The following is an 18,228-nucleotide window of genomic DNA, read 5'->3' as shown; positions in this document are numbered from 1 at the left end:
GATACAACTTTTCTTTAAGCAGGAGCGCCGGCAGTCTGCGCTGCTGCATCTTTTGCTAAATATCCATCTTCCATGTGAACGATGCGATCAGCAATGTCTAAAATCCGGTTGTCGTGAGTAACCAGTAAAATCGTGCTGCCCTGTTCTTTGGCTAACTTTTGCATAATTTCTACGACATCTCGACCGGATTTACTGTCTAAAGCTGCAGTGGGTTCATCTGCTAAGATTAATTTCGGATGACTCACTAAAGCCCGCGCTATAGCAACCCGTTGCTTTTGCCCTCCTGAGAGGTTTTCTGGGTAATAATTGACTCGCTCTTTTAATCCAACTGCTTCTAACATCGCCATTGCTTGAACTTTCATCTCTTGCTGAGGAATCTCTGGATGTAAATCCAGGGACATTTGCACATTTTGGAGTGCAGTTAAAGATTTCAGTAAGTTGTGAGCTTGGAAAATATAGCCAATATCTCGCCGGACTTGCACAAGCTTGTTTTTGCCGGCACCACAAAGTTCTTGTCCAAATACTTTCAGGCTGCCCTCTTGAGCTGATCGTAATCCACCCAGTAATGTTAGCAACGTCGTTTTTCCCGACCCCGAAGGGCCGGTCATTAGAACAATTTCTCCCGGATATATTTCTAGGCTAATATCATATAAAACCTGTTTTTTTAGTGACCCTTGACCGAAATAATGATTCAGGTTTTTAATGCTAACAACGGGTTCTTGAGTCATCATTTTATTATTTAAGTATTAAAAAAACAAAAAGTTAGCTTTCTTGTCCAAATGTTTTTTATGAAATTTGCTTGTTTTCTAACATATAACCTCAACAAAATCACTTAAAAAATATCAGCGGGGTCAGCCGCATTCAGCTTACGGACAGCAATCGCACCCGAAACAGAACACATCACCATTGTCAGAATCAGCACGGTCGTGGCTCTGGCAAGTGTCATGATCATCGGTAAACTGGTTGCATTTTTAGTTAAATTATACAAGCCTATCGCCACAGCGCAACCAGGAATATAACCTAAAATTGCCAGAATTAACGCTTCTTGAAAAACCACAATTAAAAAGTAAATGTCTTTATACCCCATTGCCTTGAGAGTTGCATACTCCGCCAAGTGGTCAGAAACATCTGTATAAAGAATTTGATAAACAATTACAATCCCGACAATAAATCCCATTGCAGTCCCCAAAGAGAAAATAAACCCAATAGTTGTGCTTGTTTGCCAATATTTTTTTTCCCAAGCCATAAATTCTTGTTTTGAGAAATATCTCACATCAGCCGGCAAATAGGTTTTCATTTGTTTAAGAACATCCTCAACATCGGCTGCCGGTTTTAATTTAACAATTCCGACATCAATTATTCCCTTTTTTCTATTAGGGAACATTCGTAAAAAATTTAAATCACTGGTTAAAATATTCCCATTCGCTCCAAAAGATGCCCCCATTTCAAATAATCCTCTGACCTCAACTCGCCGTCCTCCCACTTCGGTTGTGACGGATTCGCCCTGATTGAATTTTTCAGCAACCGGCCCAAATTCATCACGAGAAGCGGCATCAAATAAAACCTTATCTGTGAGTTTAACTTGGTTAATATTATCTACGACTCCTGGTAAATTAAATACAGAATCATCTGGATCGAAGGCAAGTACGAAAATGCCCCGCGTGCTGCGATCCACAGGGTTTTTCCACAACGCGAAGTCTAAATATACCGGCTTGACTGATTCCACCCCTTCAAAAGCGAGCGTTTGATATAAACGCCGTTGAGGAAAGCTTTTCATGGCCGTTAATGTCGTAGACTGGGGGCTAACTAAAAAAATGTCTCCATCTAAATTGCTGTGTACCCGCACGGAACTATCAAAAAGTGCATCCCGAAATCCAAGCTGCATAAACATTAAGATGTCAGCAAATCCAATTCCCGCTAATGCCACAAGTAAGCGCATTTTTTCACGGGTAAGTTGCAACCAAGCTAAAGGAATTTTCATAATTTAAGGGCTGGAAACTAAAATGTAAGGAATCGGCATTTTTATTTTAGGCAAAGCATTGGCGCATAAAATGTTAGCTTTAACCGGCCTCATGATCAGCGGATGCTTTGCCTCAACAGTTTTCGCTGACATTTAAATAAATTAGAGATAAATTTTAACTTCGACTTGTAAATTTGTTAAACCGGCTACTCGCTTGCTATCTTCTGGATTGAGCCGAATTTTCACCTCAACCACTCTCGCATCAACATCCGCAGCCGGATCGGTATCGAGAACATCTTTTTTGCCAATTTGCAACCCGATTTCATCCACAGCTCCGCGCAATTCCCCATTAATCGCACTGCTGGTAATCGTAGCCGGCTGACCAACTTTCACTTGCTCAATATCGCTTTCATAAATTTCTGCCACCACAAACATCAGCTCAGTTTGACCGACATCAGCAATCCCATCATTGCCAACCGTTTCTCCGGGGCGAGTATGAACTTTCAAAATTTGCCCATTCGTCGGAGTTTTAATAAAAGCTTGGTCGAAGTCTGCCTGAGCTTTTGCCACAGTTGCAGCTGCGCTTTCAACTTCTGCTTGAGCGGTTCGCACATCAACAGGACGCACTTCAGAAATGCGCTCTAAATTCGCTTTAGCTTCATTGATTTGCTGTTGTAGAGTAGAGATTGTCTGATCTCTGGTTGATCTAGCCTCGTTGAGCTGTTCTTCCAGGGTTTCAACTGTCTTGCTTCGTGTCGCTGTGGCTTCGTTAATTTGCTGTTGAGTGGTGATATCAATTTTGTTGATATTGGCTTGCTGTTCAACAAATTGCTCCCGCCCGATTGCCTCAATCTTATTTAAATTTGCTTGTTCCTCAATCAGTTCCTCTCGAACTGTTTCAAACGTCAAACGCTTGCTATCAAGCAAAGAGATAGCGATCGCACCGTCTCGGTACAATTGTTGGTAGCGTGAATATTCGGATTCAGCATTGCTCAACTGCGCCTTAATTCTGTCAATTTTGGCTTCTTGAGCGGCGATTTCTCCTTTAAGCTGAGCGGTAAGCCGGCCAAGCGTGGCTTCTTGAACTGTGTTATCGCCTTCGCGCTGAGCATTAAGCCGGGTGATGGTGGCTTCCTGAGTTGCCTTTTCCCCGCGTAGCTGCGCTTCTAGACGGGCGATGGTGGCTTCTTGAGTTTCTTTTTCCCCGCGTAGCTGCGCTTCTAGACGGGCGATTGTCGCCTTCTGGGCCTCTATTTCCCCTGCTTTCGCACCGGCTTCCACTTGTGCCAGACGTGCTTCGGCCACTTTGACTTGTTTTTCAGCTTGTGCTAAAACCGCTGCTAAGCGTTCCCGGCTGTCAAGAACTGCAACTGCATCCCCCGCGCGAACTTTGTCTCCTTGTTTCACAAGAATTTCTTTGATGCGCGTTCCTTCTATGGAAGCCGGTGCTGACAGCTTAATCACTTCTCCTTGGGGTTCAAGCCGGCCTAAAGCAGTCACTGCCTTGGGAGGTGCAGGAACCGTTTGTGCTTCCTCTGCCTTAATCTTTGCAGCTTTAACTTGAGAGAGATGGTAGAAACCCGCCACGCTGAGTACAACTGCTGCCGCACTGATGATAGCTATCAACCGCCACCCCGCAGGTTTTAACAAGGGTTTATCCTTCGGGCGAAATTCCTGCTCCATGAGATATGTGAAAAATAGTGATGGAATCCTAACTAATCATCTATAAAAGCTAACATTCATTCCTGGTCTTGATGACAGATTCATTGAAAGCTGATATATAAGCTTCTCAAATGCTTGCTTTTAAAGAATACCCTCACAGAAGCAGCGGTCAACATCCCCGATTCACAACCGAGCGAGCTGAGTTATTGGGCGACATCAAATAACACCGTTGTCATGTAATATTCCGCCCATTCCGGGCCAAAAGCCTTTTCCAACACCCGGCGAGTTTTGTCATTTTTCTGTTGCTTGGTGCAGTAGTTGCGCTGGCCGGCAATCACGCGGGCCTCTTCTTCCCCAGAAACAGGGGCTTGTGAAAGCGCTTGCTGACAGTGGAGTTCTAGAAATGAAGTAACCCGCGCCAGAAACGTTGCATCTTCCTCCGGGCTACCCGGTCGTACAAACAGACAAAAATCAGAAAAGATATCCCCCCAAGCCGGTAACTCGCGAGGTTGAGAAAAGTGGGCAACCGGCAATGCAGTGAGTGCATTTTGATAAGCTGCCGGTAAAGAGCGGTCGGCATTCACCGGCGAAAGGTCTGCGATCGCGGCACTAATTTGGCCGCGCCCCCCTACCAAATCCGTGCCAAACATCGGCAACGGGTAATTAGAGCGGGGAAACATCACACAATGCAAAATATCCAGCGTACTGCCCACCTTCGCCAACTCCAAGTGAAGCTTACGAAACTGGGGGGTTTGATAGCAACGATTTTCAATCGTGAGTTTCTCTCCCTCCAACCGCCCTTCTACATACCCCAACTCTTCAGGCATCGGATAGAGAGCCAAATCTAAATAGCTTTGCCAGATTGCCTCGATGCGATTCGCTAAATCACGAATCAGCGGATGTTGTTCCTCTCGCAACGAGGGAGTTGCAGTGAATGACACGATTATTTCTCCAAAATCACCCTAAGCGGCAACCTCTATCTTAACGGTGCCGGTGTATCTCATAAAAGGGGATTGGGCATGGGGCATGGGGGATTGGGCATGGCTTTGCCAACAAGAACGGTAGGCGCAAGGCTTCGCCAACCTAAAGGTATGGGCATGGGGCATTTCTCCCTCTAATCCCATGCCCTATGCCCCTCTATTCCTCTAGCGTTCCTTGCAAAGCCGTTTGATTTTTGTGCCGGTCTAACTTGAGAACGAGTACACCCAAGGGAGGCAAACACAGGTCGATTGAGTAGCGCCGGTTGTGACTCCACCACTCATCCGCCCACTTGCCGCCGAGATTGCCCATATTGCTGCCGCCATATTTGCGGGCATCAGTGTTAAACAGCTCAGTGTAGAATCCGTGTTCGGGGACACCAACGCGGTAATGGCTGTGCGGCTGAGGTGTGAAGTTACACACGACGATGGCAAACTCATCCGAATCTTTAGCGCGGCGGATGAAAGAGACAACACTGTGCCGGTTGTCGCTGCAATCAATCCACTCAAACCCTGCTTCCGCAAAATCTTGCGTATAAAGGGCCGGCTCAGTGCGATATAGGTGGTTGAGTTCGCTCATGAACTGTTTGAGCTGTCTGTGGGACTCGTGCTGCAACAAATGCCAATCCAAATCGCCCCACACATTCCACTCAGTCCACTGGCCAAACTCCATACTCATAAATAGAGTTTTCTTGCCGGGATGCGAGAACATAAAGGCTAGCAGACAGCGCACATTGGCAAACTTCTGCCACTCATCTCCCGGCATTTTACCGATCAGCGGACTTTTACCGTGCACAACCTCATCGTGAGACAGTGCCAGCATGAAGTTTTCGCTGTGGTTGTACCACATACTGAACGTGATGTTGTTTTGGTGGAACTGGCGGAACCAGGGGTCCATGTTGAAATAGTCGAGCATATCGTGCATCCAGCCCATGTTCCACTTCAAATTGAAGCCCAAGCCGCCAACATAAGTGGGCCAGGACACCATCGGCCATGAAGTGGATTCTTCGGCAATTGAGAGGACGCCGGGAAAGTAGCTGAACAGTAGGTGATTCACCTGACGCAAGAAGTCAGCCGCTTCGATATTTTCCCGTCCCCCGTACTGGTTAGTTACCCATTCCCCAGGGTTGCGGCAGTAGTCAAGGTAGAGCATGGAAGCGACGGCATCAACCCGAATGCCGTCAATATGGTATTTGTCAAACCAGAACAGGGCGTTGGCGGCGAGAAAGTTCCGTATTTCGTTGCGGTTGTAGTTGAAAACTAAGGTGCCCCATTCTTTATGTTCACCTTTGCGGGGGTCGGCGTGCTCGTACAGGTGAGTGCCGTCGAAGAAGGCTAAACCGTGACCATCTTTGGGAAAATGGCCGGGAACCCAGTCAACGATGACGCCGATGCCGTGGTAATGGCACTGATCGACGAAGTACATGAAGTCTTCGGGAGTGCCATAGCGGGAGGTGGGAGCGTAGTAGCCGGTGACTTGATAACCCCAAGAACCATCAAAGGGATGTTCAGCGATCGGCAGCAGTTCAATGTGGGTGAAGTTGAGTTCTTTGACGTAGGGAATCAGCTTGTGAGCAAGTTCGCGGTAGGTGAGGAAGCGTGCGCCGGGACGCAATTCTGAGACAACTACCACCGGCTCTTCTTCGCCGTTAGGTAGTTTGGCCGGCTCTGCTGAGGAGGCGTGCAACCAAGAGCCTATATGACATTCATAAACGGAAATCGGCTGGCTTAGGGGTTCGGTATGCCGGCGCGCTTCCATCCAACTGGCGTCGTTCCAGCTGTAAGTATCTAAGTCAGCGACGATGGAAGCAGTTTTAGGCCGAGCTTCGGATTGGAAGCCGTAGGGATCTGATTTTTCGTAAATGTGGCCATCATAATTTTTGATTTCGTATTTGTAGCCATTGCCAACGCCCAATTCGGGAATAAACAATTCCCAGATGCCGTTGTCGCGTTTACGCATTTGGTTTTTGCGTCCATCCCAGTTATTAAAATCTCCCAAAACTGAAACGTTACGCGCATTTGGTGCCCAGACTGCAAAGTAGACGCCTTTGACCCCGTTGACTTCTGTCAGGTGAGCGCCTAATTTTTCGTAAATGCGGTGATGATTGCCTTCGGAAAATAGATGAATATCTAAGTCTGTTAACTTGGGAGAGCGAAACGCATAGGGATCGTAAATGACGCGCTCGTGCTCGCCTTCTTTGAGGCGAAACTGGTAGTTGGCCAGTTCCGGCCTTTCAATCGTGCACTCAAAGAAGTGGGGATCGTGAACCGATTGCATGGGATATTCTTGCCGTTCTTCCGGGATCACAACCCATGCGGCATCGGCAGAAGGTAGGTAGGCTCGCACTACCCAGTGAGTGATTTTGCCGTCCTGTTCGATGGGGTGAGGGCCGAGGATTTCAAACGGATCGTGATGTTGATTCCAAACAATGCGGTTAATCTGATCCGGAGCAACAAGCGTCATTGACATAAACTACCTATTATGCTAAGGGGCTTTGACTTTGAACGGTTTGCGCGATTTGCAGCGTCTTCTTTGAGAATTTTGCTGGTAAAAAGGCTGGCCTTTGTGAGTGTAGGACAGGGTTCTTTGTTGCTTGTGGCTTAGCTATCCTTGAGCTTAGCAGCATCTCTTCTTTTAGTTTGACAGTACGACCAGGAGTGCGAGGTTGTAGGCGCTACCGGCAGCGCACCCAAATACTACACAAATTTCAACAATCAGTAACGATCTGTTATAAACGGTAGCAAAAAGCCTTCACAAATTCGTCCATCCTTTGATAAAAAACCCGACACCTCTAGAGTGAAGTTGGCATCAAAGCCGCTTGGTGGCGCTGGTTGCCGGCTCGTCGTAGTCACAGCCCTATAGGCAATGAAGCGTATAACCCTGATAGGTAACATTGACAGTGCCGGCTGAGCGATTTCTCACCGGACAGAGGCCGGTTTTTACGCTACATCTAAAAATATGCTGGTTGAATGGGCAGGGCAAAGCTGCATTTGATAAAGTCTCATCAGCAGCAAGCCCTTTTTGGCCTATGGGTGAACGCAAGTTGCCATGAAAGACACCTTGAACAGAGGAAGACCGTCCAAACCAAGACTGACTCCATTGAGAATTACGGCCATCTACGTGATGATCGCAAGCTTATGGATCGGGTTTTCCGATGAAATCTTATTAGCGCTCATTCCTCACGCCGGCATCCTGAGCAAATTACAAATCTTTAAAGGCTGTTTTTATGTCACAATCACAGCCTCGATTCTCTATTGGCTAATCCAGCACTCAGAAACGGCTTTGAGGCACGCGAATGAAGCTTTAACAGCAACCCAAGCAAGCTTCAAACAAAATCTGAGCGAATTGCAAACGATTCAGCAAGAATTGCAAACCAGCCAAGAACGCTATCGTCTGATTTCCGAGCTAACCTCAGACTACGCCTATACGCTCAGTGTGGCTCCTGATGGGCAATTTGCGGTTGAATGGTTAGCTGAAGCCTTTTCCCGGAGTACCGATTACCCCTTGGCAGAACTTACTGGCCCTCAGGGCTGGGAAAAGTTGATTCATCCGGATGATTTACTTCTTGTTAACGTCAGGAACCGCAATCTGTTAGGTGGTCAGCCCAGTACACAAGACTTTCGGATCATCACCAAACACGCAGAAGTGCGATGGTTGCGAGATTACGCCCGTCCAGAGTGGGATGCAACCCATCAACGGGTGATTCGGATTTTTGGGGCGGCTCAAGATATCACGCAGTACAAGCAGGCGGAGGAGGCGCTGCGGGATAGCGAGGCCAAGTTTCGCGCCATTTCTGAAGCAGCTCCGATCCCGATTGTGATTTCTCGTGTGAGCGATGGTGTCATCCTCTATGCCAATGAGCAACTTGGTCAGATGTTTGCCCTTGGAACTCAACAGTTTATCGGTTACAGAGCGCCAGACTTTTACGACAACCCCGCTGATCGCCAAGCAATATTAGAGCTTCTTACAAAAGATGGGGCAGTTTACAACTATGAGATTCGAGCAAAAAAGGCGAACGGCACTTTGTTTTGGCTTGTCGTTTCGCTCCAGCTTGTAATTTTTAATAGCGAACAGGCGGTTCTGGGTGCATTTTACGACATCACTGAGCGCAAGGAGATGGAGGAGGTGCTGCGGGAGTCGGAAAGGCGATACCGGCTGTTATTTGAAGCCAATCCGCAACCGATGTGGGTTTATGATGTTGAAACGCTGGCTTTTGTAGCTGTCAACTGTGCGGCAACTCAGCACTATGGCTATTCTGAGGATGAATTTCTGGCGATGACGATTCGGGATATTCGTCCTCCTGAAGATATTCCGGCTTTGATTGAGGATCTGTCTAAATTATCCACAGGACTGCGGGCAGCCGGCAGATGGCGGCATTGCAAGAAAGATGGAACGATTATTGAGGTAGAAATTACTGCACATACTCTGAGGTTTGCCGGCAGGCGTACTCAACTTGTTTTGGCGAATGATGTCACTGAACCCCAGCGAGCGGAAAGGGCGTTGAGGGCGAGTGAGGAACAATATCGGGAACTGGTTAACAACATTCACGAAATTATTTTCCAACAAAATAGGCAGGGGCGATGGACGTTTTTAAACCCAGCGTGGTCAGAAGTGATGGGCTACACGGTTGCAGAAACACTGGGGACTGACTTTTTAAATTATGTACATCCAGATGACCGGCACGAGAGTCAAATGCAGCTACATTGTTTGCTGAATTTTGAAATCGATGATTGCCGGTATGAGGTTCGCTATTTCGCTAAGGATGGCAGTATCCGCACTTTGGCGATGTTTGCTCGACGCTTGCTTTCTACTGCCAGCGAGGTTGCCGGTGTGACGGGTACGCTAATGGATATTACAGAACGCAAAGCCGCAGAAACCCGACTTCAAACGCTTAACGTTGAGTTAGAACGGCAAGTTGAGGAGCGCACGGTGCAACTGCAAACGCAAATGCAAGAACTGCGGCAGCTTAATGAGCTAAAAGATGATTTTCTCAGTACGGTTTCTCATGAGTTGCGAACGCCGATGACCAACATGAAAATGGCAATTAGTATGTTGCAGTTGGCCATGAAATCGGCACAGGGGCGAGGGTTCGACGGCGAGGTTGCGCTCACGCAGTTTTACCAAAAATTTAATCGCTATTTGCAAATCTTAGAAAATGAATGCGAGCGTGAAATTAATCTGATCAATGACTTGCTAGATTTGCAACGTTTGGAGATGTCGCCGGCTGTACCAACGTGGGAAACAATTTGTTTACAGGAGTGGCTTCCTCAAGTGGTTGTACCGTTTCAGGAGCGTTTGCGTAATAGGCAGCAAACGCTGCAGATTCATGTTGATCCTGATTTGCTGCCCCTACATTCTCACTTAGCTAGTTGGGAACGAATTGTGGCAGAACTGCTGAATAATGCTTGCAAATATACGCCTCCAGGTGGTGAGATTAGGGTTAAATTACAACAAGCTTCTGGTAGTTATGGGGGTGCCGATTCCTCAAGTTTAGCGGGTAATGTTACCCAACTCATTGTTAGCAATTCTGGTAGTCAAATTCCTGCTGATGACTTAAGTCGAATTTTTGATAAATTTTACAGGATTGCTAGCAGTGATCCTTGGAAGCAGGGGGGTACAGGTTTGGGTTTAGCGCTGATTAAGCAATTGGTGCAGCAGTTAGGCGGCAGAATTTGGGCGGAGAGTGAACCTAACCGAACTTGGTTTACGGTGGAGTTACCGACTGATACTGAAGCGGTTTACAAAATTTCTGCTTGAGCCGGCTTTTTTAAACAGGGTACATCTAGCATTTGTAAAAATATGGGAGTGGGAGCATATTCCTTCCTGATTTGACGGCAAGCGGGCAAGATGCCGGCACTATCAATTTACAAAAATGGGATACTATCCTTAAAACAGTTTTCAAGAGTTTCGTTGGGTGAGTTCTACCCTAACAAAACTAATGCCTACCCCAATTTAAAATTGAGGTAGGCAAATGAAGTTAAGGATGGCTTTAACTAATTAACAGAGCGACTGGATAGTGTTGAAGAATTTCACCAATTGAAAGCCTTCCATTCCCTTGAATTGAGTGAGATGAAATCGCATCTTTCCATGAAGATGGAGTTCCAGTCGGCAGCTTAATTTGGGTATCCGCCCAGACTTGTTCACCGAGGGGATATTCATCGGGTTGAATCAAGCCGGTTAAAAAGCGCGGGGTGATAGTAATTGCCGTCTTTCCACCATAGCTTCTCGCAAAAGCGACAATATGATCCTTAAACTTTCCAGTCACTTCCAGAGGTTGGTAATCCCCTTCCAAGAAAAGTTCCCGATTTTGTTTTCTTGCCTCAAGGAGTTGGGCGATCAAAAACAGCTTAATCCGCCCATCTTCTTTGTTAGCAATTAAGTCCTCTGTCAATTTTCGAGGATCTTTTTGTACTTGATCTTTAATCTCGCGCAAAACAGATACTCGGTGTTCAAAGTTAACCGGACGCCGGTTATCGGGATCTACATGGCTCAGATCCCAAAATTCAGTTCCCTGATAAAAGTCTGGAACACCTGGGGATGTTCCTTTCAGCAGGGTTTGGGCGAGTGAGTTAAAGATTCCATAATGAGCAACCAACTTCTGGAAAGGCAAAAATTCCTTAATAAATTGATTCTCATTTGCTGAGTCTAAAACTGAATCAACAAAAGCCATGTATGCTGCTTCATACTCGCTATCGGGTCTTAACCAAGCTGTATGAACTTTAGCTTCTTTGACGGCTTTAATGACATAGTTTTTCATCCGCTCAATGTACTCGGAATCCACAACTCCATCAAAAGGAAAAGTCCCTACCAAGGTTTGATAAAAGAAGTATTCATCATTGGCATCGGGAATCATCCGCCGCTTCGCACGCGTTTTTTTAGAGCGATTCATGTCGCTCCAAGTTCTTACTTGCTGTTCCCATTCGTCAGGGATTTCTGAGAGAACATTGAGGCGTGCTCGCACATCTTCACCGCGTTTTGTGTCGTGGGTTGCGGTGGCATTCATTTTATGCGGCCAATTTTTCTGGTCCTGTTGATTTAATTCGTGAAATTTCTCCAGGGGGATGCCAAAGTGAATAGGGGCACCACCGACTTCATTGAGGGAGAGAAGCCGGCTATACACATATAAAAATGTGTCTTCAAACCCTTTTGCCATCAAGGGTCCGGTCATCTGTTGAAGTCTCATGACGAAGTACAAACGCTGTGCTTTTTGTTCTTCGGTTAGAAAATCCTCGTAGTCAAGTGACAAGAACTTCTCGATAAAATTGAGTTCTTTTAACAGGATTGGCACTTGCTCTTTGGCTTTTTCAATGACTTCCTGTATGCAGGCCCGATCGGTTTCGTTGATTCCTTGTGAGTCGATATAGGTTCGATAAATCGGGAATGCTTTCAGGACTTCTAAAAGCGCAGTTTTGAGACCATAGACAGTAAAATCTCTTCCATATCTCGATTGTTCGGCTATTTTTTTCAGCAGTTTTGCCAGATTATCGGCATCTCCCGCCAAGTTTTTATCGAGGATCAGCGCTTTTTTCTCAAGGACTAGCTGTTCGTAGGGGGTTCGTATGCCCGTAAATCGAGTATAAATCTCGCTAAATTTCTCTTCATTTTCGGTTTGGCAAAAAATGCCATTGACATAGTTTAAAAAGTCATAGCCGCTTGTCCCCTGAATCGGCCAGTTAGTGGGAAGTTCTTCTTGAGGTTCTAAAATTTTCTCAACGGTGATGTAACTGTCTCCTGCTTTCTCTCGCAGGCGTTCTAGATATTGAGCTGGATCGTAGAGTCCGTCAATATGATCAATTCTTAAGCCTGTGAATTTGCCTTCTTCAACGAGTTGGGTGATTAAAGAATGCGTTTTGTAAAAAACTTTGGGGTTTTCTACTCGCATTGAAATCAGTTCGTTGACGGTGAAGAAGCGACGGTAGTTCATTTCTTCTGCCCCGACTTTCCAGAAGGAGAGCCGGTAAAATTGATCGACCAGTAAACTATCTAAAAGGTTAAAACTTTCTGGATTCCCTGCTTCTCCATTGAAAGTTGTGAGGTTTCCGTCAACGAAAGTTTTGAATTCTGGTTGATTTTCGTAGAGTTCCCAAAGAAGTGCTTTAACAAAGGTAAGCTGATCGTAGCGCTCTCTGCCTTTTGCTTCTGCCGGTATGTTTTTGATAATATAAAGCACCCCTAGCAGCTTAACAAAATCCGGGTGATGTCTTCCAAGCGACTTTCCGAGTTTACCTAAATGATAAGTCAGAAACCGAGCGTAGGATTCTATTCGGATGGGCAATTTCAGGCTATAGTAATTGACGCTTAAGCCTGTTTGATCATAGTTGAGCTGAATTTCGCCATTTTCCAAACACTCATTATAAAAATTGCCTAATAAAGGAGCAAGGACTCCTTCGGGGTTATCACCGTAAGGAGCATTCCAGGCAATGTCAAAATAATCGAAATAGTCCGAATCCGCCCCATTTTCCAGCACGTCCATGAGCATCACGTTTTGGCTGTCGTAAGCCATGTGATTGGGAACAATATCTTGCACCCAGCCCATGCTGTGTGCTTGGATTTCCTTCACCAATGCTTCAAAGTTTTCTTGAGTTCCGAGTTCCGGATTCAATTGATTTGGGTCAACAACATCATAACCATGAGTGCTTCCTTCTCTTGCCTTGAAAATCGGTGAAGCGTAAAGATCGGAAATTCCCAATTCTGCTAAATAAGAAACAATTTGTTTAGCAGAATCAAAGTTAAAGCCGGCATGAAACTGAATTCGGTAGGTTGTTGTTGGAATTCGCATGATGAAATGAGCGCTCCTGAGTAATTAATTTTGAATTATAGCTACGACTACGATTTAATTTCGTATAGTGTAAAACTTTGTGAGTTCACAGTCAATTTTTGTGCCGATTCGATACTATCGGGTAATGTGGAGCCGGCACCCATCCATTCTGTCTCAGAAGAATCCAAAATCTTTTGCCAGTTGCCGGCTGGAATATTGACTGGGCAAGTGACATCTTTATGATTAAAGTTCATAATGCAAAATATCTGGCTATCCTCACTCCAACGTCGCAAAAATATAATTTTTTCCTCTTCAATGCTAGAGACTTCTAAACTTTCCTTATCCAACTTTTTCAGGGCTGGAATGGTTCGGCGTAGCTGAATTAATCGTTGATACCAGCCCCAGAGAGCTTTGTGTTCGCCTTCCTGTTTCTTTTCCCAATTCAGCTTGCAATTTTGAAAAGTCTCAGGACTTTGTGGATCTTGAAATTCTCCACGCCCTTCAAACGCTTTAAATTCGTTTTGTTTATCTTTCCGTATGGCTTCTATCAACGGCTCTTCTGAATGGCTGACAAAATATAAAAAAGGAGCTTCCTCTCCATATTCTTCACCCATAAAAAGAAACGGGATGTAAGGAGAAATTAAGACGATGCCGGCTGCTAATTTCACCCCTTCAAAGGACAGTAATTTAGATAATCGATCTCCTAAAATGCGATTGCCGATCTGATCATGGGTTTGGGAAAACACCACAAATTGCTCACCTGGCTGATCTTTAGCGGAATTTCCATGCTTTCGTTTTCTGTGGGGGGCATACTGCCCGGAGTAAACAAAGCTTTCTTTAAACGCTTTTTCCAGATGTTCGCATTTCCCAAAATCCTGATAATATCTGTCGCTTTCTCCGGTTAGCAAAGCGTGAAGTGAATGATGGAAATCATCACACCACTGAGCATCTAGCGCAAAACCACCTAATTCTTTTGGACGAAGAACTCGAACATCATTTAAATCGCTTTCTGCAATTAAATAAAGTTTCCGCCCTAGCTGTTGGGAAAGGCTGTCTGTGGCTGTTGCGAGTTCTTGTAGAAATGGTCGGGCACCAACTTCAAAAATTGCTTGAATTGCATCTAATCGCAGGGCATCAATGTGATAATTCTCAAACCAATACAGAGCGTTGTTCAGAAAAAAATCACGGACTTCATCACTGTATTGATCGTCAAAATTGAGTGCTTCTCCCCAAACTGGCCGGTATTTATCTGTAAAATAAGGGCCAAATTCAGGAAAGTAATTTCCTTCAGGGCCAAGGTGATTGTAGACGACATCAAGAATAACTGAAATGCCTTCCTGATGGCAGGCATTAACAAGCTTTTTCAACCCTTCAGGGCCACCATAAGAATTTTGCACGGCATAGGGAAATACGCCGTCATAACCCCAGTTGCGTTCGCCTGGAAATTGTGCCACCGGCATAATTTCAATTGCATTAACACCCAACTCAACTAAATCTTTTAGCCGGGGAATCATTGCTTCAAAAGTCCCTTCATCGGTGAAAGTCCCGACGTGTAATTCATAAATAATTATTTCTTCTATAGGAATGCCCGACCAATTCGTGTCATTCCAAGCAAAATTATTGCGATCAATTACTTGAGAAGGCCCGTGAACTCCTTTTGGTTGAAAGTCCGATGCTGGATCGGGTCTATCATTTTTTCCGTTTAATTTATAAAAATATAGTGTACCAGAATTAATATTTTCAGCGGTTACTTTCCAATATCCTTGCTCATCCTGCTCCATTGAAAGTAATCGATCATCAGGAGAAACAATATGTACAGCTACCTCTTTGAGAGTGGGTGCCCAAACTCTAAATTCACAACGTCCTTCACCTAAATAATATGCCCCATTTTTCACCGTAAATTCTCCCTTAATAATTTGATATTTAGATTTTTAGATTAAGAGGTACTGCCTGATTGTTTGTTTACAGAATACATATCTGTTGAGTTAAATAAAACTATCCTAGGGAGTATTGCTAATAAATTTTGGCTTACGGTGCCGACTACAGGTGCTTGAATGCTAAATGCGACAGCTAGCAGGGTTTGGGGGGTGGGTGCAAACTCATCGGCACTGATGGCTATCACTAAGGCTTGCCCAGCCGTCGGTTTCGAGGAAACCTCAAGGATGTGAGTTTATATAACTTCTGAGTAATAAAGTGCTGGCTTTAGATGGGCAAAATATAGGATTAACCTGAAAATATGACACTCTTTCGTATTACCGCAAACAATTGCCGCTCTATTAAGTCTTGAAAAGTGCCGGCAAGACGTGGTAATTTGATAAACTGTGATTATAACAACTAACAACTATCCTAATAAAAGGTGTAACCTTCAATAGTTTAACCGACATTTATGGCAGGACATAGTAAATGGGCGAACATCAAGCGCCAAAAGGCGAGAGTAGATGCCGTCAAGGGCAAGATTTTTACGAAAATCTCTCGCGAAATTATTGTAGCTGCGCGTAGCGGTGTCCCCGATCCCGCCGGCAATTTTCAATTGCGAACGGCGATTGACAAGGCAAAGGCGGCTGGAATTCCTAATGAGAATATTGACCGAGCGATCGCTAAAGGTGCCGGTAAATGGGGATCAGAAGGCGATAGTCTGGAAGCAATTCGCTATGAAGGTTACGGTGTCGGTGGCGTGGCAATTCTCATCGAAGCACTTACTGATAATCGCAATCGCACCGCAGCGGATTTAAGAGCGGCATTTAGTAAAAATGGCGGCAATTTGGGCGAAACCGGCTGTGTTGGTTGGATGTTTGACCAAAAAGGCGTTGTCACGATTGCCGGTGCGATTGATGAAGATCAGCTATTAGAGGCTTCTCTGGAAGCCGGTGCTGAGCATTATGAACTGACAGAAATTGATGAAGACACAGAGGGTGCTGAAGTTTTTACTGAAGCCATAAACCTAGAAAATCTTAGCCAAGTTTTACAAAATAAAGGCTATAGGGTAAATAAGTCTGAATTGCGCTGGATTCCTAGCAATACACTGCAAGTTACCGATCCAGAACACGCTCGATCTCTGCTCAAATTAATGGATGCTTTGGAAGATTTAGATGATGTGCAAAATGCCACTGCAAACTTTGAAATGACTGAGGAATTGATGTCTGCAAGTATGATGTGAGCGCTGATAAAAAATTAGTTAGAGCAATCCTGAATTGATTGTCAGATTTCTAGCGTGGGAGATGCCGGCACTCCAAGCATTTCTTTGTTGATGATGATTAACCAAGCACAGAGGATTGCTATAGCTACAATAAAATAAGGCTCAATATTAGAAGAAAGAAAGTCTTGAAAAATTCTTATTTTATAATTGAGCCTTGAAAAGTATCGACTAACCCCAATGGGACGGACTTTTATAGTAATCCGTCCTCAAAGATGCAAAGTTGTAAAGGCGAAGGGTTGGATGAGATCTTACTGTCGGCTCAACCCCCGCCCCAACTTTGTCTCACAATCTTCGCAGTTTAACTCCAATTCCGAGGTGAATTAGAAGAGTCGAAGCCGCCGGTTCGCATCCGCCGTTCAAGATCGCCGATATCTGGCGAAACACCTAGGGCGTCTTCGATGGTAATTCGGCCATTTAGCACTTGCTCGTAGAGGGCGACGTTCATGATTTGCATTCCTTCAATGGTGTCAGTTGACATCAAGTGGAAGGCGTCATCTTCATTACCTTTAAGCAGGTAATCTTTCATCGCCGGCGTGTTAACTAAAATATCGTGAACTGCCGTGCGACGACCATCGGTAGTAGGTAGCAGCAACTGAGCGATGACAGCCACAAGAGATTCGGTAATTTGAATTCGCATCGCCGGCTGTTCCTCTGGATTGTAGAGGTTTAACAAACGGTTAATCGAGTTGATGGCGCTGCGAGTGTGAAGGGTTCCTAATACTAAGTGGCCGGTTTGGGCAGCTTGCAAGGCTGTATTAATGGTGAGACGATCACGCATTTCCCCAATCAGAATCACGTCCGGATCTTCCCGTAAAACTGCCCTTAAAGCTAAGTGAAAATCAAAGGTGTGTAATCCCACTTCTCGCTGACTAATCAAGCACTTTTGGCTGGGATGAACGTATTCAATGGGATCTTCAATCGTGACAATGTGTTTGGCAGAGGTTTCGTTTAAATGACGGATCATCGCCGCCATTGTGGTCGATTTCCCGGAACCTGTTGGCCCTGTGACTAAAATTAGTCCTTGATGATTGGAGATAATTTTTTTCAGTACTTCTGGCAACTTTAATTCTTCAATGGAAGGGATGTGCAGGGTGATTAACCGCAGCACGATCGCACCACCAGTCAGGGAATCAAAACAGTTGACCCGGCAGCGCAAAAAGCCGGGATAAAAAATTGCTGTATCCAGTTCTTTTGTTTCTACAAACTGTTTTCTCTGAGCCGGTGTTAAAATTTCCGCCAGATACTGTTCATAGATTTGTGGTGTCGTCTTCCCGTGTTCTGCAACCGGGATCATCTCACCGCGAACCCGAATTCTGGGAACTTGGCCAACTCGAATATGAATGTCAGAGGCTTTGCGTGCGTAAGCCTCTTTTACCATTTGCTCAATCGTAATCGTGCCGTGGCTGACGCTTTGCGCTTGCCCTACCGGCGGTTTGAGCGGTGGGGGTGGCGGTGGTGTTTTGTGGGAGGGCTGAGCCTGAGATCCGGGTACTGCACCAGCATTTATTTGGTTCATTTTCTTTTCGGTTTCGAGGCGAGATTTATGGCAACGAATGGAAGACTTTTTAAGATTAATCGCTGTAACTTTCTGGAGTTGAGACCATTCTATTCGGCTCAGCACTCATTCGTGAATATACTTAAATTATAAAAAATCGTCAATCGGGTGTAAACTTG

Annotated in this window: 10 protein-coding genes; 2 read left to right on the top strand and 8 right to left on the bottom strand. The window is 45.3% G+C overall.

Annotation, left to right across the window (positions count from 1 at the left end):
- Window positions 1–14 precede the first annotated feature (14 nt).
- From H6F56_RS11520 to glgB, 5 genes are all read right to left on the bottom strand, one after another.
- Window positions 15–728 (bottom strand): DevA family ABC transporter ATP-binding protein, encoded by a 714-nt coding sequence (locus H6F56_RS11520; RefSeq protein ID WP_190668212.1) that lies wholly within the window; start codon window positions 726–728, stop codon window positions 15–17.
- Between the two features lie 104 nt (window positions 729–832).
- Complete coding sequence (gene devC, locus H6F56_RS11515; RefSeq protein ID WP_190667935.1) at window positions 833–1,981, bottom strand: ABC transporter permease DevC; 1,149 nt, start codon at window positions 1,979–1,981, stop codon at window positions 833–835.
- Between the two features lie 141 nt (window positions 1,982–2,122).
- Complete coding sequence (locus H6F56_RS11510) at window positions 2,123–3,643, bottom strand: biotin/lipoyl-binding protein (RefSeq protein ID WP_190667932.1); 1,521 nt, start codon at window positions 3,641–3,643, stop codon at window positions 2,123–2,125.
- A 182-nt stretch (window positions 3,644–3,825) separates the two neighbouring features.
- Complete coding sequence (locus H6F56_RS11505) at window positions 3,826–4,563, bottom strand: phycocyanobilin:ferredoxin oxidoreductase (RefSeq protein WP_190667929.1); 738 nt, start codon at window positions 4,561–4,563, stop codon at window positions 3,826–3,828.
- A gap of 196 nt (window positions 4,564–4,759) precedes the next feature.
- Complete coding sequence (gene glgB / locus H6F56_RS11500; protein ID WP_199312732.1) at window positions 4,760–7,069, bottom strand: 1,4-alpha-glucan branching enzyme; 2,310 nt, start codon at window positions 7,067–7,069, stop codon at window positions 4,760–4,762.
- 654 nt (window positions 7,070–7,723) lie between these two features.
- Here glgB and H6F56_RS11495 point away from each other — a divergent pair.
- Window positions 7,724–10,357: a PAS domain-containing sensor histidine kinase gene (locus H6F56_RS11495; RefSeq protein ID WP_190667925.1), complete on the top strand. Its 2,634-nt coding sequence runs from the start codon at window positions 7,724–7,726 to the stop codon at window positions 10,355–10,357.
- A 232-nt stretch (window positions 10,358–10,589) separates the two neighbouring features.
- On the opposite strand, the gene treY is transcribed toward H6F56_RS11495, so the two are convergent.
- Window positions 10,590–13,379 carry a malto-oligosyltrehalose synthase gene (gene treY, locus H6F56_RS11490; RefSeq protein ID WP_190667922.1) on the bottom strand — a complete coding sequence of 930 codons (2,790 nt, stop codon included), beginning with the start codon at window positions 13,377–13,379 and terminating at the stop codon, window positions 10,590–10,592.
- A 47-nt stretch (window positions 13,380–13,426) separates the two neighbouring features.
- Window positions 13,427–15,253, bottom strand: a complete 1,827-nt coding sequence (gene treZ / locus H6F56_RS11485) for a malto-oligosyltrehalose trehalohydrolase (protein ID WP_190667920.1) — start codon at window positions 15,251–15,253, stop codon at window positions 13,427–13,429.
- Window positions 15,254–15,744: 491 nt separating this feature from the next.
- Here treZ and H6F56_RS11480 point away from each other — a divergent pair, with 491 nt between their 5' ends.
- Window positions 15,745–16,515: a YebC/PmpR family DNA-binding transcriptional regulator gene (locus tag H6F56_RS11480; protein WP_190667918.1), complete on the top strand. Its 771-nt coding sequence runs from the start codon at window positions 15,745–15,747 to the stop codon at window positions 16,513–16,515.
- A gap of 337 nt (window positions 16,516–16,852) precedes the next feature.
- On the opposite strand, the gene H6F56_RS11475 is transcribed toward H6F56_RS11480, so the two are convergent.
- Window positions 16,853–18,070 carry a type IV pilus twitching motility protein PilT gene (locus H6F56_RS11475; protein ID WP_190667916.1) on the bottom strand — a complete coding sequence of 406 codons (1,218 nt, stop codon included), beginning with the start codon at window positions 18,068–18,070 and terminating at the stop codon, window positions 16,853–16,855.
- Between the last annotated feature and the right edge of the window lie 158 nt (window positions 18,071–18,228).

This window comes from Microcoleus sp. FACHB-672 (assembly GCF_014695725.1).
Taxonomy (GTDB): Bacteria; Cyanobacteriota; Cyanobacteriia; order Cyanobacteriales; family Oscillatoriaceae; genus FACHB-68.
Note: the sequence above shows the minus strand (reverse complement) of the source record. Positions and strands in the feature narration are given on the sequence as shown.

Bases quoted from the DNA above. Each gene is read 5' to 3' on its own strand.
- H6F56_RS11475 (WP_190667916.1), bottom strand. From the start codon at position 18,070: ATGAACCAAATAAATGCTGGTGCAGTACCCGGATCTCAGGCTCAGCCC.
- devC (WP_190667935.1), bottom strand. From the start codon at position 1,981: ATGAAAATTCCTTTAGCTTGGTTGCAACTTACCCGTGAAAAAATGCGC.
- H6F56_RS11510 (WP_190667932.1), bottom strand. From the start codon at position 3,643: ATGGAGCAGGAATTTCGCCCGAAGGATAAACCCTTGTTAAAACCTGCG.
- H6F56_RS11520 (WP_190668212.1), bottom strand. From the start codon at position 728: ATGACTCAAGAACCCGTTGTTAGCATTAAAAACCTGAATCATTATTTC.
- glgB (WP_199312732.1), bottom strand. From the start codon at position 7,069: ATGTCAATGACGCTTGTTGCTCCGGATCAGATTAACCGCATTGTTTGG.
- H6F56_RS11495 (WP_190667925.1), top strand. From the start codon at position 7,724: ATGATCGCAAGCTTATGGATCGGGTTTTCCGATGAAATCTTATTAGCG.
- treY (WP_190667922.1), bottom strand. From the start codon at position 13,379: ATGCGAATTCCAACAACAACCTACCGAATTCAGTTTCATGCCGGCTTT.
- H6F56_RS11480 (WP_190667918.1), top strand. From the start codon at position 15,745: ATGGCAGGACATAGTAAATGGGCGAACATCAAGCGCCAAAAGGCGAGA.